General features: G+C 61.4%; 17 protein-coding genes. 11 read left to right on the top strand and 6 right to left on the bottom strand.

Annotation, left to right across the window (positions count from 1 at the left end):
• Positions 1–104: 104 nt before the first annotated feature.
• The 6 genes from PMI21_RS27625 to PMI21_RS27650 all read left to right on the top strand — a co-directional run bounded on the left by PMI21_RS27625 (position 105) and on the right by PMI21_RS27650 (position 11,442).
• The gene (locus PMI21_RS27625; RefSeq protein WP_007933074.1) at positions 105–1,832 is read left to right on the top strand and encodes a ShlB/FhaC/HecB family hemolysin secretion/activation protein; all 1,728 of its coding nucleotides are present in this window, start codon (positions 105–107) and stop codon (positions 1,830–1,832) included.
• Positions 1,833–1,924: 92 nt separating this feature from the next.
• Entirely contained in the window at positions 1,925–6,436 is a 4,512-nt protein-coding gene (locus tag PMI21_RS27630; protein ID WP_007933073.1) for a hemagglutinin repeat-containing protein, read from the top strand.
• Between the two features lie 250 nt (positions 6,437–6,686).
• Positions 6,687–7,079, top strand: a complete 393-nt coding sequence (locus PMI21_RS27635) for a hypothetical protein (protein ID WP_007933072.1) — start codon at positions 6,687–6,689, stop codon at positions 7,077–7,079.
• Positions 7,080–7,387: 308 nt separating this feature from the next.
• Positions 7,388–7,888: a sigma-70 family RNA polymerase sigma factor gene (locus PMI21_RS27640; RefSeq protein WP_007933071.1), complete on the top strand. Its 501-nt coding sequence runs from the start codon at positions 7,388–7,390 to the stop codon at positions 7,886–7,888.
• A 58-nt stretch (positions 7,889–7,946) separates the two neighbouring features.
• Entirely contained in the window at positions 7,947–8,921 is a 975-nt protein-coding gene (locus PMI21_RS27645; protein WP_007933070.1) for a FecR family protein, read from the top strand.
• A 97-nt stretch (positions 8,922–9,018) separates the two neighbouring features.
• The gene (locus PMI21_RS27650; RefSeq protein ID WP_007933069.1) at positions 9,019–11,442 is read left to right on the top strand and encodes a TonB-dependent siderophore receptor; all 2,424 of its coding nucleotides are present in this window, start codon (positions 9,019–9,021) and stop codon (positions 11,440–11,442) included.
• 94 nt (positions 11,443–11,536) lie between these two features.
• On the opposite strand, the gene PMI21_RS27655 is transcribed toward PMI21_RS27650, so the two are convergent.
• A complete protein-coding gene (locus tag PMI21_RS27655; RefSeq protein WP_007933067.1) occupies positions 11,537–12,688 on the bottom strand; it encodes an MFS transporter in 1,152 nt (383 codons plus the stop codon).
• Positions 12,689–12,858: 170 nt separating this feature from the next.
• Between PMI21_RS27655 and PMI21_RS27660 the strand changes: the two genes are divergently transcribed.
• Complete coding sequence (locus PMI21_RS27660) at positions 12,859–13,851, top strand: diaminopimelate epimerase (RefSeq protein ID WP_007933066.1); 993 nt, start codon at positions 12,859–12,861, stop codon at positions 13,849–13,851.
• 63 nt (positions 13,852–13,914) lie between these two features.
• Here the strand turns inward: PMI21_RS27660 and codA are convergent, their stop codons facing one another.
• The 5 genes from codA to PMI21_RS27685 all read right to left on the bottom strand — a co-directional run bounded on the left by codA (position 13,915) and on the right by PMI21_RS27685 (position 19,084).
• The gene (gene codA, locus PMI21_RS27665) at positions 13,915–15,153 is read right to left on the bottom strand and encodes a cytosine deaminase (RefSeq protein WP_007933065.1); all 1,239 of its coding nucleotides are present in this window, start codon (positions 15,151–15,153) and stop codon (positions 13,915–13,917) included.
• Positions 15,154–15,166: 13 nt separating this feature from the next.
• Positions 15,167–16,438 (bottom strand): cytosine permease, encoded by a 1,272-nt coding sequence (codB, locus tag PMI21_RS27670; RefSeq protein WP_007933064.1) that lies wholly within the window; start codon positions 16,436–16,438, stop codon positions 15,167–15,169.
• Positions 16,439–16,600: 162 nt separating this feature from the next.
• The gene (locus PMI21_RS27675) at positions 16,601–17,431 is read right to left on the bottom strand and encodes an alpha/beta fold hydrolase (protein WP_007933063.1); all 831 of its coding nucleotides are present in this window, start codon (positions 17,429–17,431) and stop codon (positions 16,601–16,603) included.
• A 131-nt stretch (positions 17,432–17,562) separates the two neighbouring features.
• Positions 17,563–17,919: a 6-carboxytetrahydropterin synthase QueD gene (queD, locus tag PMI21_RS27680; protein WP_007933061.1), complete on the bottom strand. Its 357-nt coding sequence runs from the start codon at positions 17,917–17,919 to the stop codon at positions 17,563–17,565.
• A gap of 85 nt (positions 17,920–18,004) precedes the next feature.
• A complete protein-coding gene (locus tag PMI21_RS27685) occupies positions 18,005–19,084 on the bottom strand; it encodes a patatin-like phospholipase family protein (RefSeq protein ID WP_033063768.1) in 1,080 nt (359 codons plus the stop codon).
• 175 nt (positions 19,085–19,259) lie between these two features.
• Here PMI21_RS27685 and PMI21_RS27690 point away from each other — a divergent pair, with 175 nt between their 5' ends.
• Genes PMI21_RS27690 through PMI21_RS27705 form a run of 4 tightly spaced genes read left to right on the top strand, consistent with a single transcriptional unit; the run spans position 19,260 to position 21,870 of the window.
• A complete protein-coding gene (locus tag PMI21_RS27690) occupies positions 19,260–19,568 on the top strand; it encodes a PepSY domain-containing protein (protein ID WP_007933057.1) in 309 nt (102 codons plus the stop codon).
• Positions 19,568–19,888, top strand: coding sequence for a PepSY domain-containing protein (locus PMI21_RS27695; protein WP_007933055.1), 321 nt, complete (start codon positions 19,568–19,570; stop codon positions 19,886–19,888). The genes PMI21_RS27690 and PMI21_RS27695 overlap by 1 nt, the downstream gene beginning before the upstream one ends.
• A 3-nt stretch (positions 19,889–19,891) precedes the next feature.
• Positions 19,892–20,560 carry a response regulator transcription factor gene (locus PMI21_RS27700; protein WP_007933053.1) on the top strand — a complete coding sequence of 223 codons (669 nt, stop codon included), beginning with the start codon at positions 19,892–19,894 and terminating at the stop codon, positions 20,558–20,560.
• On the top strand, positions 20,557–21,870 hold the full coding sequence (locus tag PMI21_RS27705; RefSeq protein WP_007933051.1) for a sensor histidine kinase: 1,314 nt from the start codon (positions 20,557–20,559) through the stop codon (positions 21,868–21,870). The genes PMI21_RS27700 and PMI21_RS27705 overlap by 4 nt, the downstream gene beginning before the upstream one ends.
• Positions 21,871–21,899: the final 29 nt, after the last annotated feature.

Genomic DNA, 21,899 nt, shown 5'->3' with positions numbered 1-21,899 from the left:
TGTAAGCGTTGTAGGACACGTCTTGCATTTGCGTAGGAACGATCTGACTATCACTCGCATTAATGGAATGGCATTAGGCCATTTCATGATCGCAAGGATGTTGAGTGCCGTATTCGTTTCGCGCTGTTTTTCGTCGTCATCCCTCGCTCTGCACACTGTTGCCGGCCTTGCTGCTGAGCCTGAGTGCTTCCTCGCTCAAGGCCGCCGAACCCGCCGCTCCAGGCCAGGAGGCACTGCGCCAGCAGCAACAGCAACAGCGCGACTTGCAACAACTGCAACTGGAGCAGCGCCGCCGACAACTGGAGCGCGGCAGTTTCGGTGCGGCGCCGGTCACGCCTGCCGTTCCTGCCACGGTGCCGGTCGATGAGCGCTGTTGGCCCCTGAGCGGAACGCGCATTGGTGGCGTGACGCTGATCAGCAGCCAGGCACTCAACGAACGAATCAAACCGCAGCTGTCGTCGTGCATGGGCGTCAGGCAGATCAACCATCTGTTGGCGACCATCACCGGTCTGTATGTCGAGGCGGGTTACATCGCCAGTCGGCCGTACCTCAGCAGCGCGCCGGCGGCGGGGCAGTCGCTGGATATCGTGGTCGATGAAGGCTACGTCGAGTCCATCGAACTGGCCGACCAGAGCTTGCCGGTATCCCTCGGCGGTGCGTTCCCCGGGATGCTCGGCAAGCCACTGAACCTGCGGGATCTGGAGCAGGGCCTGGATCAGTTGAACCGTCTGCGCTCCGTGGACTTGACCGCGGACATCGCCCCCGGCAGCCAGCCCGGTGCTTCCCGGCTGATCCTGCGTTCGCGCACCCGCGGACAGTCGCGCTGGGCATTGGGCCTGGGCGTGGACAACCTCGGCAGCGCCAGCACCGGGCGCGATCGCGACACGTTGAACCTGAGCCTGGACAGCCCGCTGGAGCTCAACGACGCGTTCAATCTGAACGTCAGCGACACCCTCAATCAGGGCGATCGCTATAGCCGCAACGCCAGCCTGTACTACGCCATTCCCTACGGTTACTGGACTTATAGCCTGTTCGCCAGCCACGCCGAATACCGCGCGCCATTCAAACTCAGCACGCTGACCTTCCACAGCACCGGCATCACCGATCAACTGAGCCTGCGCGCCGACCGGGTGCTGTGGCGCGATCAAAGCCGTCAGTTGAGCGCCAACCTGCAATTGGCCCACAAGGACGTCGACAGTTACCTGGAAAACGTTCGCCTCGGCATCCAGAGCCCGACCCTGACCGTGGCCGAAGCCGGCCTGAACCTGTTCTGGCTCAACAGCGCGGTGTGGAACCTGGACATCAATTACGCACAGGGCCTGCGCTGGCTCGGTGCCGACGACGATGACCAGCGTCAGCTCAACAACCTGCCCAAGGCGCAGTTTCGCAAATACCGCGCCGGCCTCAGCCAGTGGCGCAACGGCCAGTTCGGCCAGCAAGCCTGGCAATGGCAGAGCCAGTTCAACGTGCAATACAGCCCCGATCCGCTGCCAGCCATCGAGCAACTGTTGGCCACCGACGATTCCGCGGTGCGTGGTTATCGGGTCAATAGTGCGTCCGGTGCCAGCGGCGCGATCTGGCGCAACACCTTGCGCCTGCCCTTACGCAGCAGCCTGGCGCTGCAAATCACTCCGCGCCTGGGCCTGGACAACGGCTGGATCAAGGCTGACCACGGTGCTCAGGGGCAACGCCTGAGCGGGGCCAGCGCCGGGATCAATTTGAGCTGGAAAAACCTGCAAGTCGACGTCGATTACCAACGCAGCCTCAACACTCCCAGCGGTTTGCAGCATGAGCCCGAGACCTGGCTGATGCGCGTGGGGTTGCAGATATGAATACCGACAAACAGCCGTCGGACCTGAGCGCTACAGCCACGGCCAATAACTCAGCGCGCAACGTGATGCCGCACTTAAATCGAGAGGTTTTTATGCCTGCACAGACATTTGCGTTCCATCTTTCCCCTCGGGGCAAACTGCGCTGGGCGATTGCCAGCCTGTTCCTGATCGCGCACCTGCCCAACGCGCTGGCGGGGGGCGTGGTGGTCGCGCCAGGTCCCGGTGGCACCGCGCAATTGCAAACCCAAGGTGGCGTGCCCATCGTCAACATCGTTGCGCCCAACGGCTCCGGCCTGTCCCATAACCAGTTTCTGGACTACAACGTCGACCGTCAGGGCCTGGTGCTCAACAACGCCTTGCAAGCCGGTCAGTCGCAACTCGCCGGGCAACTGGCGGCCAACCCGCAACTCCAGGGGCAGGCCGCGAGCGTGATCCTCAATGAAGTGATCAGCCGCAACCCGTCGGCCCTCAACGGCGCCCAGGAAATCTTCGGCCGCGCCGCCGATTACGTGTTGGCCAACCCCAACGGCATCTCGGTCAACGGTGGCAGTTTCATCAACACCCCAAACGCCAATCTGGTGGTCGGTCGCCCGGAACTGAATGACGGCAAGCTGCAAGCCCTCAGCACCCGCGATGCCACCGGCTCCTTGCAGATTCAAGGCGCAGGCCTGCAAAACCGCGAAGGTTCGATCAACCTGATCGCCCCGCGCATCGACAGCCAGGGCAGCCTCAGCGCCCGGGATCAATTGAACCTCACTATTGGCCGCAACCAGGTGGATTACGCCAGCGGCCAGGTGAAAACCGTGGACCCGGCCGGCAACACTCAGGAGCAACGCATCGACGCCAGCCTGTTTGGCGCCATGCAAGCCGGGCGCATCAACATTGTCAGCACCGCCGAAGGCGCTGGCGTGCGGGTCGGCCCGGTGCAGGTCGACGGTCGTGACGGCGTGCAGATTCGTTCCGCCGGTGACCTGAGCATCAGCGGCCAGGCGGTTCCCGACAGCCTTGATGTAACTCGCGCCAGCGTGCGCAGCAGCCAGGGCGATGTCGGTCTGCACAGTGGCAGGGACTTGACCCTGGCCGCCGCCGACGTCAGCGGCCGTGATGTCAAGGTCGAGGCCAAGCGCAACCTGACCTTGACCACCGTCGAGAGCCGCAAGCTTCAAGAGAAGCGCGAAAACTGGAGCAACAGCACCATCGGCATCACCTGGGAAACCTACGACAGGACCCAGACCGACAGCGATTCGCGTCAACACGGCAGCCAGATTGTCGCCCGCCGTGACGCGCAATTGTCGTCCGGTGGCGACACCGAACTCAAAGCGGCCAAGGTCGATGCCGCCAACATCCTCAACGTCCAGAGCGGCGGCGATCTGCGCCTGACAGCCGCCACCGAAAGCCATACCCAAACCGATCAGGGCAACCACCGCAAACACTTGTGGAAGGCCAACTGGGACACCAGCAGCGAAGATCAGCGCAGCATTACCAGCCAGTTAAAGGGCGGCAACATCGCCCTGGCCACTGCGGCGTTGTTACGTGCCGAGGGCGCGGAGTTGAGCAGTAAGGGGGATATCCAGCTCGCCGGCAAACGGGTAGAAATCACCAGCGCCAGCCGCACCCGGCGCAACAGCGACAATCGCTATTCCGGTGATTTGGTGGGAGGTGGTTTCTTCGGCAAGACCGGCGATGGGGATCAGGGCAAAACCCTGAACCAGGGCAGCAAGGTCAACGCCGGCGGCAAACTGATCGTCAAGGCAGACGACGTGCGCATCAGCGGTAGCCAGGTGCGCGGTGGTAGCGAGGCCAGTGTGATCAGCGACAAAGGCTCGCTGATAATCGATGGCGTGCAGGACACTTCACATGCCAACCGCCACGACAAGGACAGCACGTTTTTCGGCATCACCAAGGATGAATCCCGTCAAAACAGCAAGGACAGCACCACGGTGCGCAGCGAGCTGACGTCCGACAGCAACCTCAAGCTCAAGAGCGCCAAAGACCTCGACGTGGCCGGCGCCACGGTCAAGGCCAACGGCACCCTCGGCGCCGAGGCGGCGGGCGATATCAACGTGCATTCCGCGCAAAACACCCACGAGTCCGGCAACACCACCGAGACCCGTGGCTTCGACGCCTATGCCAAGGAAAACGCACCGGGCGCCGGCCAGTACCGCGCCGGTGTGCATTATGAAGGCAAGCAACAAACCACGAGCAGCAATGATGTGAGCCAGCAGGGCGCCAGCCTCAGCGGCGCTAACGTGCAACTGGCCGCGGGCGGTGAGCTGACCCTTAAAGGTGCCGACGTCAAAGCCACCCACGGCGACGCGACCCTGAGCGGTAAAAACGTGTCGCTAACGGCCGAGCAGGACAGCCACAGCACCTCGACGGACAAGAGCAGCACCAGCGGCGGTTTCTACTACACCGGCGGCCTCGATCGCGCCGGCAGCGGCGTCGATTTCGCCCGCGGCACCTCCCAGGACACCACGAACAAAACCACCGCACAAACCACCCGCGTGCAGAGCAGCGGCAACCTGAACATCAACACCGGCAAACTCACCACGGAAGGTGCGCGTCTTGATGCTGGCAAAGGTCTGACTGTCGCTGCGGGCGAGGTCGAGAATCGGGCTGCGAGCAACACCGACAGCAGCACTCATAAAGACATCAACTGGTCGGCGGACATCGGTGCCAACGTCGAGTACAAGGACATCGCCCGACCGATCGCAACAGCGGTCAAAGGCGTGCTGGACGGCAAGGTGCCGGACAAGGACGCACTCGCCAACCTCGGCCGGCCGAATGTCGGTATCGACGTGGCGATCGGTCATCAGAACGCCAGCCACACCGAGCAAAACAGCCACGCCGTGGTCAGCCAGTTCAAGGGCGGCACGGTGGGCGTGAACGTCGCCGGCACGTTGCAGGATCGGGGCACTCAATACCAGGCGAGCGCGGGCACGGTGAGCATCAGTGCCGACAATCTGGTGGCCAGCGCTGCAAGTAATACCCATAGCAGCACCGACCAGGCGCTGGACGCCAAGGCTGACGTGCGGGTCTACACCAAAACCGGTGAGGACGTGAATGTCAGCGGCAGCGGAGCGGGCGGCAGCAGCCACACGCGCAAAGACAGTTCCACCGGGGTGGTCGCTGGCTATGCCGGCAGCCAGGGCGTGAACATCAACCTGCGTAATGACGGCCAGTTTGAGGGCAGCCAGTTCAATGGCGGGCAGGGCGGTGTTTCGATCAAGACCGGTGGTGAACTGGCGTTGAATCAGGCCAACGACCACCAGAGCAGCGAAACCTCCAGCCTGCGTGGTAATGGCTCGTTGAATGTTGGCACGGCGCCAGGCACCAACGGCACGAATGTTGATCTTGGCGCCGGTTTCCAACTCGACCATACAGGCAATCAGACTCAGGACAGCCAGGCCCGTGTGGCAAGTATCGAGGGCAAAGGCCCGGTGCAGTTGAGCAGCGGCGGCGACCAGATCCTGCGAGGGACGACAGTCGACACCCGTGGCACCATCGACCTGAAGGCCGACGGCAAACTCGACCTGCAAGCGGCCACCGACACCCATCGCGCCACCGGCAGCAATCTCGGTGGCGGTTTGAAGGTGGGTGGCAGCAAAACCAGCACCGAGAAAAGCAGCGATCAGGGCGGCAACCTGAGTGCCAACTTCAACATCGGTCGGGTCAATGAAAGCGGCCAGGCCCTCACCGGTGGCCAGCTCAACAGCCAGGACAAGATTCAACTCAGCGGCGATTCAATCCACCTGCAAGGCACCCAGGTCAGCGCCCCGAGTATCAGCCTCGATGCGCAGAGCGGCGGGATCTATCAAGAGTCCGCCCAGTCCACGCAGAACCGTACTAATTGGAATGTGGCACTGAATGCCGGCGGTAATCTGAGCAACAGCACACCGACGGTCACCAACGAAAAAGACGTCGCCAAGAGTGATCATGGCTTCAATGCCGGGGCCAAGGTGGGCGTGGATTACCTGCAAGGCACGACTCAGCAAAACAGCCAGATCAAGGCTGACAGTGTGGTGTTGAACAGCACTGGCGATGCGCATTTGGTGGGGGCGCGGATCGATGCAACGACAGTCAGCGGCAAGGTCGGTGGCGACCTGACCGTGGAAAGTCGCCAGGACAGCCAGACCAGCACCAAGGTCGATGTTGACCTCGGTTTGACCGGCAAGAAAGCAGCGCCCGCTGACAAGGACAAAGTGGCCGACAACACTAAACCGGGCGGGACGGATTACAAGCCGACCCTGAAACTGGATGCCGGTTATGCCCATACAGACAGCGTCGGCCAAGCCTCTGGAATCAGCGGCACACAAGGCGTGAATCTCAAGGTGGATGGGCCAACGCAATTGACCGGCGCGCGGATCGCTTCATCTGAAGGTCGCGTGGATTTAGCGGGCTCCAAGGTCAGCACCACCGACCTGCGTAACCGCGATTACGGGGTCAACGCAGGGCTCGACCTGCCAGAAAAACCGCAAGCCGAGGGCAGTAAACCCGACGTTTCCGCCGCCGGGGAGCACAGCGTCAAACTCGGGCCCATAACCCTCGGCGGTCATTACGACAGCCAATCGTTACAAGCCGGGATCGACAAGAAAAACATCTAAACACAGGCATCCCTTTGCTCGCGAGGAGGGCATATCAGTCAACATTTAATGTTGCTGACACACCCTCTTCGTGAGCAAGTCCACACATTTGAACTTCATGGACAGGGACTCTTATGAGGAATAAGTCTAATTAACCTGTTATTTCTGACAGTAGTCACTTTGAGAGTTCTGGTTCTAAATCGAATAACCCAGTGGATGGCTGGTTGAACTCTGCAGGGGGAATACTTATGACGAACTTTGGAGATAACATATGAGCAACATCACTTTTCCCGATGCATTTAATGGATCCATAATTTGTAGATCCAATCCAATAAATGGGATACGCGTCAAACTCGAACCGTTGACCGGCGTACAAATTGGGGCGGTGCTTAAGCTTTCATGGCTGGGGTTCAGCGACGATGCGGGTACGTCCCCCATCCCGGACACGGAGACATCACTGAATCATTTTGTGACGAAAAGTGATATCGCTGACGGTGTGGAAAAGACCATTGGTGACTATTTTCAGCATATCAAGCCCATTAGAAATGGTTCGGCTCGTGCTTCGTATACCATTAATGGTGGCTCACCCACGTTTGCTGATATTCGGGTTCGTTTGGTGAATGCTGTGGGCGAGACTTGTGATGAAATTGGCGGCCAGAGGTAAATCAGGACGTCTACAGGGAAAATGCTCCGCATCGAAAGGTATGGAGCATTTTTTGTGATCGGGAAGCAGCTTCTGCCACGCACTTGTCGGATCACTGCAATGGCTGATTTGGGGCCGCTTTGCCACCCAACAGGGGCAAGCCACTTCGACAGTTCTTGCCTCTAATTGCCCATTTCCCGAGGGCTGCGGATCAATCCTCCGGGAGGCCTGAGTACGATAGCTTGTAGAGGGACACCGGTAGTGGAATCCATTGCTTATGTTTAATAGGAAGCATTACTATTCACGCCTCCTCCCCACAGCACACCGCAATGACCCCCAAGCTGCCCCGCAGACCCGGCTTTTTCGAGCATTACGAAGAGTTGATCGGCACCTGGACCCGTCGCCTGAGAAATCGTCAGCAGGCCGAGGACCTGGCCCATGACACCTTCGTGCGGGTGCTCGAGTCCGATTCGGCGGCGGTGCAGCAACCTCGGGCGTATTTGCACCAGACCGCGCGCAACATCGCGGTGGACGGTTATCGGCGTGAGGATCGGCGGGGCGCCATGGAGTCGGAAGCGATCGATCACAGTGTGTCGTCGTCCGGCGACCCGGAGCATTTCATGCACGCGATCCAGTTGGCCGATTCCATCGAGCGGGCGCTCACCGAGTTGCCGCTCAACTGCCGCAAGGTGTTCGTCTGGCAGAAGATCGAAGGCCTGACCCAGGCCGAAATCGCCGAACGCCTGGGGCTGTCCAGGAACATGGTGGAAAAGTATATGATCCGCACCCTGCGGCATCTGCGTGATCGTCTGGACGGGTTACAACCATGATTGTGCGTGGTCCCGAACAGATCGCCGGCTTCTCATCCCCAGCCAAACAGGACTTTCCATGATGGATACTCGTGATTGTGCGTGCGGGCAAACAACGGTTCGCGACGACGCGGCGCGGTGGTTTGTGCGTTTGCAGGAACCTGCCGTCAGCGCCCAAGAGCAGCGCCTCTTCGAGATCTGGCTGGACGAACACCCTCAGCATCGCAACGAATATCAGATACTCCAGAACCTGTGGGTGGCGGCCGATCGGCTGCCGGCCAAGCGTCTGCACGCCTTGTGTGAAACCCCGGCGGCGCGCAGTAAGCGTCGTCCGCTGGTGCGTTACGCGGTGGCCGCCAGCGTGTTGGCGGTGGCGCTCGGCCTGGGGTTGTTCAGTGGTTTGAACCATCCAGCGGCCTACACAGCGGAATATTCCACAGCCCTTGGCGAGCGTCGGCATGTGGCGTTGCCGGACGGTTCGGTGATTGATCTGAACAGCCGCAGCCGGGTGCAGGTGCGCTATGAAAGGGATCGTCGCGGCATCGAGTTGACGCAAGGCGAGGCGATGTTCAGCGTCGAGCACGACAGCAGTCGCCCATTCGTGGTCGAGGCGGGCAGCGGCAAGGTCACGGTCACCGGCACCCGGTTCGACGTGCGCCGCGACAGCGCCGAAACCCGGGTTGCGGTGGAGCAGGGCACGGTCAAGGTTCAAGGGGACGGCGACGATTTCGTCAGCCTCACCGCCGGCCTTGGTACTCGCATCAATGCCCAGGGCAAAGTGGCCGCTGCCTATGCGGTCAACCCTGCAGAACTGACCGCATGGCGCAGCGGCAAACTGGTGTTCAACAACGCCAGTCTCAGCGAAGTGGCCGAGGAAGTGTCGCGTTATCGGGAAAAACCGCTGTCGGTTGGCAATGCCAAAGTGGGCAATCTGCGCCTGACCAGCGTGTTCAAATCCGACAACACCGATGCGCTGCTCAAGGCCTTGCCGAGCTTTTTGCCGGTGGCCATCCGCACCCTCGATGACGGCAGCCAGGAAATAATTTCACGATAGATTCAGGTTTTTTTCGAGTTCTTCGTCTTCTTGTCCAACTGCAACTGGTTTGCATTAACAGACGCACACTCTTGCGATCCACAGGACAACGTTCGACGTGAAGAAAACCACCGCTAAAAACAACAAAACATCCTGGCTGCCCTTGGCTCTGGCCCTGGCGGTCAGCTCGGCGCTGCCCCAGGCGTTCGCCGCCGATGCCATTCATATTCAGGCGCAGCCACTGGGCCAGGCTTTGAGTCAGCTGGGCCAGCAAACCTCGCTGCAGGTTTTTTTCAGCCCGGAACTGGTGGCGGGCAAACAGGCCCCGGCCGTCGATGGCAACCTCTCGCCGGAACAGGCCCTGCGCCAATTGCTGCAAGGCAGCGGTCTGCAATACCAGATCGATGAAGGTTCGGTCACGCTGATGCCGGCGCCGACTTCCGCTGCAAATGGCCCGCTGGAACTGGGTGTGACCGACATCAAGGTTGTTGGTGACTGGCTCGGCGATGCCAATGCCGCCGTGGTGCAAAACCATCCCGGCGCGCGCACGGTGGTCCGCCGCGAAGCCATGGTCGAGCAGGGTGCGATGAACGTTGGCGACGTGTTGAAACGTATTCCCGGCGTGCAAGTGCAGGACGCCAACGGCACCGGCGGCAGCGACATTTCCCTGAACGTCGGCGTGCGCGGCCTGACCTCGCGCCTGTCGCCACGCTCCACCGTGCTGATCGACGGCGTGCCGGCCGCCTTCGCCCCTTATGGCCAACCACAGCTGTCCATGGCGCCGATTTCCTCCGGCAACCTCGACAGCATCGACGTGGTGCGCGGCGCCGGTTCCGTGCGTTATGGGCCACAGAACGTCGGTGGCGTGATCAACTTCGTCACCCGCGCGATCCCGGAGAAAGCCACCGGTGAAATCGGCACCACCCTGGAAACCACCCAGCGCGGTGGCTGGAAACACATCGACACCGCGTTTCTCGGCGGCACCGCCGATAACGGTATGGGCGTGGCGCTGTTGTATTCGGGGGTGAACGGCAACGGTTATCGCAAAAGCAACAACGGCAACGACATCGACGATGTGATCCTCAAGACCCACTGGGCGCCCACCGATCAGGACGATTTCAGCCTCAATTTCCATTACTACGACGCCAGCGCCGACATGCCCGGCGGCCTGACGCAGAAGCAGTACGACGCCGATCCGTTCCAGTCCGACCGCGACCATGACAGCTTCAGCGGCCGTCGCAAGGACGTGTCGTTCAAGTGGGCGCGGCAGATCGACGACCGCACCCAGGCCGAAGTGCTGACCTACTATTCCGACAGCTTCCGTGGCAGCACCATCGCCGCGCGCGACCAGAAAACCCTCAGCTCTTATCCACGCACTTACTACACCTTCGGCATCGAACCGCGAGTGTCCCATGTGTTCGACCTGGGCCCGACCACGCAGGAAGCCAGCGTCGGTTATCGCTACCTGAAAGAAGGCATGCACGAAGAGTCGAGCCGTCTGGCGCTGGTGAATAATCAGCCGGTGGTCACCAAGACCTCCGATGGCCATGTGTTCCAGGACCGCACCGGCGGCACCGAAGCCCACGCCGTTTACATCGATGACAAGATCGATGTCGGCAACTGGACCGTGACCCCCGGCATCCGTTTTGAAAGCATCAGCACCGAATGGCACGACAGGCCGGTGCTCGACACCGCCGGCAAACCCGTGCAGGAAAAACGCCGCAGCATCGACAGCAACGAACCGCTGCCAGCCCTGAGCGTGATGTATCACCTGTCCGATGCCTGGAAGTTGTTCGCCAACTACGAAACCTCGTTCGGCAGCCTGCAATATTTCCAGCTCGGCCAGGGTGGTTCGGGCGACAACACCGCCAACGGCTTGAGCCCGGAAAAGGCCAAGACCTACGAGATAGGTACGCGCTACAACGATGACGTGTGGGGCGGGGAAGTGACGCTGTTCTACATCGACTTCGATGACGAACTGCAATACATCAGCAACGACGTGGGCTGGACCAACCTTGGCGCCACCAAGCACCAGGGCCTTGAGGCGTCGGTGCATTACGACATGTCGGCGCTCAACCCGATGCTCGACGGCCTGACCGCCAACGCCGGTTTCACCTACACCCGTGCCACGTATGAAGGCGAGATCCCGGGCTTCAAGGGCCGCGACCTGCCGTTCTACTCGCGTCAGGTGGCCACCGCCGGGCTGCGTTATGACATCAACCGCTGGACCTACAACCTCGATGCCTTTGCCCAGTCCAAACAGCGTTCGCCGGGGACCGGTGTAAATGCCGATGGCAGCTTCAGCGGCAACTACATCACCGAAGGTTCCGCAGACGGGCAGTACGGTGACATTCCGGGTTATGTGACCTGGAACGTGCGCGGTGGTTATGACTTCGGTTCGCAATTGTCGAACCTGAAAGTCGGCGCCGGGGTGAAAAACATCTTCGACAAGCAGTACTTCACCCGTTCCAGCGACAACAACTCGGGGATGTACGTCGGCGCGCCACGCACGTTCTTTGTGCAGGCCAGCGTCGGTTTTTAACGACTGAAGATCAAAAGATCGCAGCCTTCGGCAGCTCCTACAGGGGAAACGCATATCCCGTGCAGGCGCTGCCGCAGGCTGCGATCTTTTCGCTTTAAACTTTCAACACCTTCCCGCCGATGGCCACGGCCACCAGCAACACCGCCATCAACCCAAAGGCAAAACTCAAATTGCTGCCATGGGCGATAAAGCCGATCACCGCAGGTCCGGCGAGAATCCCGGCATAGCCCAACGTGGTAATGGCCGGCACGGCGATGCTTTCCGGCATGTCGGTCTGTTTGCCGACGGCGGTGTACAGCACCGGCACAATGTTCGAGCAACCAGCCCCCAGCAACGCATAACCCACCAGCGCCGTCTCCCAGGCCGGTGCGAACGTCGCCAGCGCCAGGCCCGTCGAGGCCGTCAGCCCACCGAACACAATCACTCGCGTATAACCAAGACGCCGAACAATCCTGTCGCCGGTCAAGCGCCCGAGCGTCATGGTCAGCGCAAATGCCGCATAACCCAACCCGGCATACGCGGTGTCGATCCCGCGCTCCTGCGCCAGGAACACCGCGCTCCAGTCGAGTGCTGCGCCTTCGGCCAGGAATACGATGAAGCACATCCCGCCAATAAACAGCACGATGCCATGGGGCACGGCAAATGCCGGGCCGGAGCTTTCACTGCCGTAAGGCAACAGGTGCGGCGCGGCTTTAAGCAATGCCAGCACTAGAATTACGATCACTACCAACATCGCCCCCAGCGGCGAAAAGCCCAAACCGAGCAGGGCGCTGACCCCCGCCGCGCCGACGATCCCGCCGAGGCTGAACAGCCCATGAAAACCCGACATCATGGTCTTGCCGCTGGCCCGCTCGACGATCACCGCTTGCAGGTTCACCGTCGAATCCACCGTGCCCAGGCCCGCGCCGAACATGAACAACGCCGCGATCAACGCCGGAATCGAAGACACCGTCGCCAACAGCGGCAGTGCCGCGCAGATCAACAAGGTGCCGCCGCTCAACACCCGGCGGCAGCCGAAGCGCGTCGCCAGAATCCCGGCCATGGGCATCGCCAGAATCGAGCCCCCGCCCAGACACAACAGCAACAGCCCGAGGGTGCCTTCATCCAGCCCGGCCCGAGCCTTGGCATAAGGCACCAGCGGCGCCCAGGCCGCGATGCCGAACCCGGCGATGAAAAAGGCGATGCGCGTGGACATCTGTTCCAGGCGTCCGGGGACGAAGGCGGCTTGGGTGTTGAGGCTGGTCATATCGATCCTTGGCAAAAAACGTCGCGTCCCCAAAGGACAGTGAACAACCGCAAAGGGTTCGATCACCACGTTCGGGTGGGGGCAGCGGTCAGGCAGGGTGACATCCTTGCACAGCCAGCCGCTGTTTCGCGATATTGTCGACGGATCAATTGTTCATAGGGGGGGGCACCATGAGGCGGATGTACGATGCTCGAGGCAATATCTACGCTGTGGTGGCGCCTGACGCCCTGCGCCGCAGCGGTATCGATCTGCCTGACCACGCCAGTCAGGCTGCGCAAACCCGTGAGACCTGGGCCGTGTCAGCCATCGAGGCATTCTGCGGCTGGGCTCCGGGGACACAACCGCCCGGCAGTAAGTCGCATCGTTGCGATGGCTTGCTGGTGGGGCCGTTTCAATCGTCGCCACCCTATGACCTGTTGATCGTCAACACCGATGGCACCCTGGCCGAGCGCAGCGGCAATGGCCTGACGATTTTTTCCCAGGCCCTGAGTGAACAAGGGCTGATGCCAAGGGAGGAGGCTTGCCTGCTCAGGGTTCATCACGACAAGAGCGATGCGCTCTCGCCGGTGGTGACTTCGGTGAAACCCGCCGAAATCGATGGCGTGCAAGGGTTCTGGCTGGACTTGGGGCAGCCCTCGTTCGGGCCTGACGCGGTGGGTGCGCAAGGGGTTGAACCGGTGATGTTGAACGGGCGTGATGTCAGCCATGTGCGGCCATTGTCGGCGCTCGACCCTGCATGGAACCGCAGCCAGTTCGTGCGCATCGGTAATCCCCATTGTGTGACGTTAGTGGCAGGCGCCGATGCGTTGCCGAGCAATGCGCAGATGCGTGAGCCGGAATTGTCCAGAGGATTGACCCGCATCGCTTACGCCACGCCGACCGGGGCAGGGCAGCCGTGTGTGGCCGGGGTGAACCTACAATGGGCGATGCTTGAATCCGAAGGGCGAATCGTTGCGCGGGTGTTCGAGCGTGGCGAAGGGCCGACCGAATCGTCGGGCACCAGCGCCAGTGCGGTGGCGTGCGCGGCGTGGCGAGTGGGGTGGGTGGCGGCCGGGGAAGTGAAGGTGGTCATGCCCGGCGGCACGGCACCGATTTTGCTGGAGGAACGGGAGGGCGAATTGAGTCGAGTCAGGTTGTTTGGTACGGCGCGGTTGATGCGGTGAGTTTTAGATTGCCATCGCGAGCAGGCTCGCGATGGCGTCATCACATTCAACGCTGTTTTCAGCTCAGGCCATGAACTCCACCACCGGCATCTGCCGCTTCATCAACACCTTGCCCCCGCGAATCGAATACAGCGGCAGACCCTGGCTGCGGATCACCTCGTAATCGCTGTCCGCCGACAGAATCAGCAGATTCGCCGGCCGGCCCCGTTCCAGACCATAGCGATCGCCCAGGTTCATCGCCTTGGCACTGTTGTCCGTGACCAGGTCCAGCGCACTCTGCAAATTGCGATAACCGAGCATGTGGCAGATGTGCAAACCGGCCTCGAGCACCCGCAGGATGTTGCCATTGCCCAGCGGATACCACGGGTCGACGATCGAGTCCTGACCGAAACACACGTTCATCCCCGCTTCGAGCAACTCATTCACCCGGGTCACGCCACGGCGTTTCGGGAAGTTGTCGAAGCGGCCTTGCAGGTGAATGCTTTCGGTGGGGCAGGAGACAAAACTGATCCCCGAATGCCCGAGCAAGCGAAACAGTTTCGCGCAGTAAGCGTTGTCGTAGGAGCCCATCGCCGTGGTGTGGCTGGCGGTGACGCGCGAACCCATGTCGCGGCTGCGGGCCTCTTCGGCCAGTACCTCAAGGAAGCGTGAGTGCGGGTCGTCGGTTTCGTCGCAATGCACGTCCACCAGACAGCCCGTGCGTTCGGCCAGGTCCATCAGGAACTTCACCGAGCTCACGCCCTGGTCCCGGGTGTATTCGAAATGCGGAATGCCCCCGACCACATCGGCGCCCAGGCGGATCGCTTCCTCCATCAGCTCGCGCCCGTTGCGGTACGACTCGATGCCTTCCTGGGGGAATGCGACGATTTGCAGGTCGATCAGGTGGCGGCTTTCCTCGCGGACTTCGAGCATCGCCTTGAGCGCGGTCAGCTCCGGGTCGGTGACATCGACGTGGGTGCGCACGTGCTGAATGCCGTGGGCAGCGAGGGTCTGGATGGTTTTTTTGGCGCGGGTCTTGGTGTCTTCCTGAGTGATGGTGGCCTTGCGCTCGCCCCAGCACTCGATGCCTTCGAACAGCGTGCCGCTCATGTTCCAGCGCGGTTCGCCGGCAGTCAGGGTGGCGTCGAGGTGAATGTGCGGTTCGACGAAGGGCGGCACCACCAGATTACCGCCGGCATCCAGGTCATCCGGCCCCAGTGACGGGGCTTCGGTTTGCCGGGCGATGCTGTGAATCAGGCCGTTTTCCAGGTGCAACTCATGCAGGCCTTCTTGGTTGCGCAGGCGGGCGTTGATGATGTGCATCAGGCGAGTCCTTTTAGAGATCTTGTAGTGGCGCTTCGGCGGTACGGGCACCCAGTACGCCGGTCAATAACACATACGTTAGCGCGGCAGTGGCAATCCCTACCAGCGGCGCGACCCACGGGGAGCTGAATGCCGCGACGGTGCCGACCGCATAAGCACTCAGGCCAGGCCAGTTGAACGCCGGCAACCGAGCATCGGCCAAGCGTGGGTACTGCCCCCGATAACGGAAGAAAAAGTCGGCCATGATCACCCCGCCAATCGGCGGAATCACCGTGCCCAGCAGAATCAGGTAAGGCACCAGCATGTCGTACATGCCCAGCAGCGCCAGCAGCGTGCCGATCACCGCGCCGGCCAGGGTCACGGTTTTGCGCCGGCCCGTGCGCAACAGGTTGCAGCCGGCGACGGCGAAGTTGTAGATGGTGTTGTCCTGAGTGCTCCAGATGTTGAGCAGCAACATCGCCATCGCGGCCATGGCGAAGCCTTGCAGCAACAGCACTTCGACCACGTCCGGTTGCTGGTAGACGATGGCGCCGTAGGCACCGATCAACACCATCAGGCCGTTGCCGATGAAAAAACCGATCAGGCTTGCCAGCACCGCGACCCGCGCCGAACGAGAGAAGCGTGTCCAGTTGGTCGCCTGGGTCGCGCCACTGACGAAGGTGCCGAACACCAGGGTAATCGCGGTCGACCAGTCCAGTGTTCCCGTCGGCACCACCGCGAGCAAACCCTCGAGCCCGCCGACCTTCACCGTCGCGACCCACATCGACAACATCAGCAGCAACATCATGGCGGGTACGGCGATATACGACAGAATTTCCAGCCCGCGATAGCCGATGTACGCCGTGGCGCAAAAGCCCATCCCGAACAACACCATCAGCCCCAGAACGGTGCTCTCGCTCAGTTCGAAATATTTGCCGAGTACGACGGCTGCGGTCGCGGTGCCCCAGGCGTACCAGCCAATCTGGGTGAAGCCGAGGATCAGGTCGCTGAGCTTGCTGCCCACTTCGCCGAAGCAGAAACGGCCCATCAGCACCGAGTTAAGGCCGCTTTTGAAGGCGATGTAGCCAAGCCCGGCGGCGTAAATCCCCAGCAGCAGATTACCGACGATGATCACCGTCAGCATCTCGCTGAAACTGAACGCCACCCCCAGCTTGCCGCCGGCAAACATGGTCGCCGTGAAGAAGGTAAAACCCAGCAGCACCATGGCGGTGGAGGCAAGCCCCTTGCGGGCATGCATCGGGACTTCGCTGAGAGGGTAATCGTTGCCCGGATCGTTCTGCGTCATGTGGCATTCCTTGCTGGATGGGGGACGCGAGGGTGTTGCAGTGCTCGTGCCAATGGCGCGAGGGTGTTGTTATTTATAGCCGAGCAGGCGGATTTGGCCCGAAGCGGGGCACGAAAGCAGTGCACTTGAAGGAACACAGCTCCCACAATGGGTTCGGTTTTTTCAGGGGGATTCGTGTTGCGGTAGAAATCGTAATATCGCCGCCATGATCGCCTCCGGCGCGTCCTCCTGAACCAGATGCCCGGCATTCGCAACGGGATGAAACTGCGACCCCGCTATCATCTGATGCAACGCCCGCCCGCGCTCAATGGGAATCCACTGATCGTCTTCCCCCCAGAGAATCTGCACCGGGCAGCGAACTGTCGGGTACAGCGCTTCGATCTCGCGGGTATAGCGTTCATCCATCTGCGCGATCTGCCGATAGAACGCCGCTTGCCCCGAGTCCCCCAGCCAAGGCTGCACGTAAGGCGCCAGTTCCTGCTCGGGAATCTCACGCTTGATCGCCCCACGAATGTAAGCCGGTACGATTGCCTGTTGAATGTAATCGGGCAGGCCGCTGAACGCCGCTTCATGCTGACGCACATGCTGCACGAACGGCGAACCCCAGGGCGACAGCGCCACCGGGTCGATCAGCGTCAGGCTGCGGTAATCCTTGCCATTGAGCAGGTGTGCGCGCAACACGGTGGCGCCGCCGAAATCGTGGGCTACCACGTCTGGCCGTTCCAGGCCCCAGTGCTCCAGCAATTGCGCCAACAGTTGGTTTTGCACGCCCAGCGATACATCGTCGTCCGGCTGTGCGGATTGCCCGTAACCCAGCAAATCGAAGTAATACACCCGGTGCGTGGTGATGAAGTGCGGCGCGATCCGGTGCCACACATAAGAAGAGAAGGGCGTGCCATGCACGAACACCAGCGGCGGGCCGTCGCCACGTACGGCATAGCGAACGGAGTGCCCGTTGAAGCGAAAGGTCTGAGCCAGCGGCCAGTCAGTCATGGGTGCGTCCTCTTGGCGTGTGCGAGCCAAAAAGCATAGGCATAAAAAAACAGCCATTGAAGGCTGTTTCTCTATTCACTGACGAAACGCATTTCCCCTTTGTGGGGATTTGGGTTGTGCTTCAGGGCTGTTTACTCGCCGCGATAGATGCAACCGCTGGTGCAGGTCTCGTGGATGCGGATCGCGCTGAGTTCCGGTAACAACGGCTTCAACTCATTCCAGATCCATTTGGCCAGCACTTCGCTGGTCGGGTTTTCCAGGCCGGGAATGTCGTTCAGGTAGTTGTGGTCCAGGCGCTCGTAGAGCGGCTTGAAGATCTCCTTGATTTCCGAGAAATCGCGGATCCAGCCGGTGTGCGGATCGAGGTCGCCGCTCAGGTGAATCGCCACTTTGAATGAATGACCGTGCAGGCGGCCGCACTTGTGGCCGTCCGGTACGTGGGGCAGGCGATGGGCGGATTCGAAGGTAAATTCTTTGAAGATTTCCACAGTGATGTTCAGCTCTTTCAGGTGGCGATCGCCGCGGCGATGTGGGCAGGTGGCGAGTTTACCAGAGCTCTGGGCAAAACACTGACTAAAGGGTCAGCAAGCGCTCGCCGAGGCGACCGTTGGTGGTCAGTTCGAGGAACTCATCGCCCAGGCGACGGCTTTCATCCATCGTTGCGCGCCAGTACTTCTGCCGGCTCGGGGCATCGCCCATGAAGCGCTTGAAGTCGTTGCGGTCCGGCAGTTTGCCGTAGGGCAGGCGTGCCAGGTATTCCTTCGACGGCGCCAGCAGCAGAACATCCTGCAAGCGTTCGGGGCAGGCGCGGCGCCACGGCAGGGTCTTGTCGAACCAGCCGGGGATCACCCGGTCGGTGAAGTGCGGATACAGCACGATGTCGTTGCCGCTGTAGGGCAGGTCGAGGTGATAGTCCAGCAGACCACCATCGCGGAATGTCCCTGCGCCGGCACCCGGCAAGTCGCGCACGCCTTGCATGACCATCGGGATCGAACCCGAGGCGAGCAGGGCCTGGCGCAGGTTGCCGGCATTCAGCGCAACGAAGCGCGACGGGAAGTCATTCAGCGCGTTGACCGGTGGTGCCAGGCGCGGGTCGTGGATGATCAGCCGCTCGAAATGCCGCGATAGCCGTGCGCGACCGCGCAGGTTGTCGGCGATCACTGACGACAGGCCCAGCCCCAAACGGCCGCGATGATCGTCCGCCAACAGGCCGTGGCTTTTGACCACCATGATGTTCAGGCGGTAGTGGGCGTTATCCAGAATCGAGGCATCGCGGCCGTCGAGCAAGTCATCGAGCATGCGCCGGGAGCTCTGGCTGATCTGCGCCATGGTCACGCCCTTGGCGAAGTTCTGCTCGGTGTACAGCTGACCGAGGCGGCGGATGCCTTCGGCGGCATCCGGCAGGCAGGCGCTGGCGAACCGCCAGGAACCCACCGAGGCGCCGATCAGCGAACGCTCCCGGGGCGCCGCCGGCAGCCATTCGCCGAACAGCGCCAGGTCCAGACCCTGAATCCCCAGCGCTTTCGGGCCACCGGCGGCGCCCGGCAACGTGCCCACATCGGCAGCGCTCAAGCCGTTGGCACGGATGCGCGCCAGAGCACGCGGGCCGGCCTTGAGGGTCAGGGAAGGGAACTTGATGTGGATAGCGGTCATACCGGTCTCGATGTCTGGCAGCGGGGGATTATAAGCACCTCTCGTCATACGCCGCACCGCTGGCTCCTACAGGAATGGCGTGGTGCCATTCCCAATGATGGCAATTCAGTTTCAATTAAGTTCGAATCGCTAAGGTCGCTTCGTAGCAACACATAAGAAAATACGGAACCACTCCATGAAAATCCTGACTGCCCTGTTCACCGCGTTCCTCATCAGCCTGACCATCAGTACCGCCCATGCCCGCAACCTGGGGCCCGACGAAGCCCTGAGACTGCGCGACGCTGGTACCATTGTGCCTTTCGAGCAGCTCAACGCCACCGCTCTGGCCAAACACCCCGGCTCGACCGTCACCGGAACCGAGCTCGAAGAAGAGTACGGCAAGTACAAATACCAGGTGGAACTGCGTGACCCGCAGGGCATTGAGTGGGACCTGGAACTGGATGCGGTCAGCGGGCAGGTCCTCAAGGATCATCAGGATACGTAATGAAGGCGTTTTTTTTGAATCGGCGCGCCAGCAGCCGCATGGCGCTGGTGCTTCTGGCTTTTTGCTCGGTGGCCGTGGCCCGCGACCTGGATCAGGACGAGGCCCTGCACCTGCGCCAACAAGGTGTGATCCTGCCGCTGGGGCAACTGTTGCAGCAAGCGCTGGACCGCTATCCGGGAGCCAGGCTGCTGGAAGCCGAGCTTGAAGAAAAACACAACGTCTATGTTTATGAGGTCGAGCTGCTGACCGCCGAAGGCGTGGTGCGCGAACTGGACCTCGACGCCACCACCGGCGACTTACTGAAAGACAAGGAAGATTGACCGATGCGTTTGCTCCTGGTGGAAGACCACGTGCCGCTGGCCGACGAATTGATGGCCGGCCTCAACCGGCAGGGTTATGCCGTGGACTGGCTGGCCGACGGCCGCGATGCGGTGTACCAAGGCAGCAGCGAGCCGTATGACCTGATCATCCTCGACCTCGGCCTGCCGGGTTTGCCGGGGCTCGAGGTGCTGGCGCAATGGCGGGCCGGTGGCCTGGCTACGCCGGTGCTGATTCTCACCGCGCGCGATTCCTGGGCCGAGCGGATCGAAGGCCTCAAGGCCGGTGCCGACGACTACCTGAGCAAACCCTTCCACCCGGAAGAACTGCACCTGCGCATTCAGGCGTTGTTGCGCCGCTCTCACGGCCAGGCCAATCAGCCGACGCTCAAGGCAGCGGGTTTGCATCTGGATGAAGGTCGTCAGTGCGTGACCCGCGACGGTGCCGACATCCAGCTCACCGCCGCGGAATTCCGCCTGCTGCGCTATTTCATGCTGCATCCTGAACAGATCCTTTCCAAAAGCCATCTCGCCGAACACCTCTACGACGGTGAAACCGAGCGCGACTCCAACGTGCTCGAGGTCCACGTCAACCACCTGCGACGCAAGCTCGGCCGCAGCGTGATCGAAACCCGTCGCGGCCAGGGTTATCTGTTCGGCGGGCAAGCCCAGTGAGGTCGATCCAGCGCCGCTTGAGCCTGGGCCTGATCAGCGTGATGGTGATCGTCGGCCTGGTGCTGGCACAAACCAGCTTGTGGCTGTTCGAAATGGGGTTGCAGCGCTACCTCGAAGCCGGGTTGCGCAACGACAGTGAAAACCTGCTGGTGGCGCTGGTACGTGGCCCGCAGGGGTTGCAGCTGGATGAGCGGCATCTGTCGCCGGCCTATCAGCGACCGTTTTCCGGGCACTACTTTCGCATCGACTTTGCCGACAGCCATTGGCGTTCCCGCTCGTTATGGGATCAGGACCTGCCGCGGCTCGAACACCCGGGCCTGAACAGCAACTTGCAACTGGGGCCGGAAGGGCAGCAGTTGCTGGTGCTGCGTTCGGACTACCGGCGGTTGGGCCAGGCGATTTCCATCAGCGTCGCTCAGGACTACACGCCGGTGCGCGAGAGTTTCTGCCGCATGCAGCAGCTCGGCCTCGGGTTGGGGCTGGCGGGGCTGTTACTGATTTTGCTGTTGCAACGGATCACTGTGCGCCGCGCCTTGCGCCCGCTGGAAAAGGCCCGCGAACAAATCGCCCAGTTGCAGCAGGGCCAGCGTTCGCAACTCGACGAAGCCGTGCCGGTGGAGCTGGAGCCGCTGGTGGCGCAGATCAACCATTTGCTGGCCCACACCGAAGACAGCCTCAAGCGCTCGCGCAATGCCTTGGGTAACCTGGGGCATGCGTTGAAAACCCCGCTGGCGGTGTTGTTGAGCCTGGCTTCCAGCGAGAAACTCGATGCTCATCCGCAGCTGCGCAAGGTGATTCAAGCGCAACTGGAGCAGGTCCAGCAGCGACTCAATCGCGAACTCAACCGCGCCCGGTTATCCGGCGATGCACTGCCGGGGGCTTTGTTTGATTGCGATGCCGAGCTGCCGGGGTTGCTGGCCACGTTGAGCATGATTCACGGCGAACACCTCGACCTGAGCTACCGCGCACCGGCCGGTTTGCAACTGCCGTGGGATCGCGAAGATCTGCTGGAGTTGCTGGGCAACCTGCTGGACAACGCCTGCAAATGGGCAGATGTGGAGGTTCGGTTAAGCGTGGTTGAAACGGCTGAAGGTTTTCAGTTGAGCGTGGAAGACGATGGACCGGGGATTCCCGAAGACCAGCGCGATCAGGTGTTCAGCCGCGGTACACGGCTCGATGAACAGACCGATGGGCATGGGCTGGGATTGGGTATCGTGCGCGACATCGTCGACACGTGGGGCGGGGTGTTGAGGCTGGAGGAAAGCGAGTGGGGCGGGTTGAAAGTGACCATCGAACTGCCCAAACGCTGATTTCCCTCCAGCCGATCGTTCCCACGCTC

It is taken from the genome of Pseudomonas sp. GM18 (assembly GCF_000282195.1).
Classification (GTDB): Bacteria; Pseudomonadota; Gammaproteobacteria; order Pseudomonadales; family Pseudomonadaceae; genus Aquipseudomonas.
The sequence above is the reverse complement of the archived record's forward strand: the minus strand, read 5'-3'. Positions and strand labels throughout refer to the sequence as shown.

Excerpts from the sequence above, each read along its gene's own strand:
- PMI21_RS27630 (WP_007933073.1), top strand. The coding sequence starts at position 1,925 with ATGCCTGCACAGACATTTGCGTTCCATCTTTCCCCTCGGGGCAAACTG.
- PMI21_RS27635 (WP_007933072.1), top strand. The coding sequence starts at position 6,687 with ATGAGCAACATCACTTTTCCCGATGCATTTAATGGATCCATAATTTGT.
- PMI21_RS27640 (WP_007933071.1), top strand. The coding sequence starts at position 7,388 with ATGACCCCCAAGCTGCCCCGCAGACCCGGCTTTTTCGAGCATTACGAA.
- PMI21_RS27645 (WP_007933070.1), top strand. The coding sequence starts at position 7,947 with ATGATGGATACTCGTGATTGTGCGTGCGGGCAAACAACGGTTCGCGAC.
- PMI21_RS27655 (WP_007933067.1), bottom strand. The coding sequence starts at position 12,688 with ATGACCAGCCTCAACACCCAAGCCGCCTTCGTCCCCGGACGCCTGGAA.
- PMI21_RS27660 (WP_007933066.1), top strand. The coding sequence starts at position 12,859 with ATGAGGCGGATGTACGATGCTCGAGGCAATATCTACGCTGTGGTGGCG.
- codA (WP_007933065.1), bottom strand. The coding sequence starts at position 15,153 with ATGCACATCATCAACGCCCGCCTGCGCAACCAAGAAGGCCTGCATGAG.
- codB (WP_007933064.1), bottom strand. The coding sequence starts at position 16,438 with ATGACGCAGAACGATCCGGGCAACGATTACCCTCTCAGCGAAGTCCCG.
- PMI21_RS27675 (WP_007933063.1), bottom strand. The coding sequence starts at position 17,431 with ATGACTGACTGGCCGCTGGCTCAGACCTTTCGCTTCAACGGGCACTCC.
- PMI21_RS27685 (WP_033063768.1), bottom strand. The coding sequence starts at position 19,084 with ATGACCGCTATCCACATCAAGTTCCCTTCCCTGACCCTCAAGGCCGGC.
- PMI21_RS27690 (WP_007933057.1), top strand. The coding sequence starts at position 19,260 with ATGAAAATCCTGACTGCCCTGTTCACCGCGTTCCTCATCAGCCTGACC.
- PMI21_RS27695 (WP_007933055.1), top strand. The coding sequence starts at position 19,568 with ATGAAGGCGTTTTTTTTGAATCGGCGCGCCAGCAGCCGCATGGCGCTG.
- PMI21_RS27700 (WP_007933053.1), top strand. The coding sequence starts at position 19,892 with ATGCGTTTGCTCCTGGTGGAAGACCACGTGCCGCTGGCCGACGAATTG.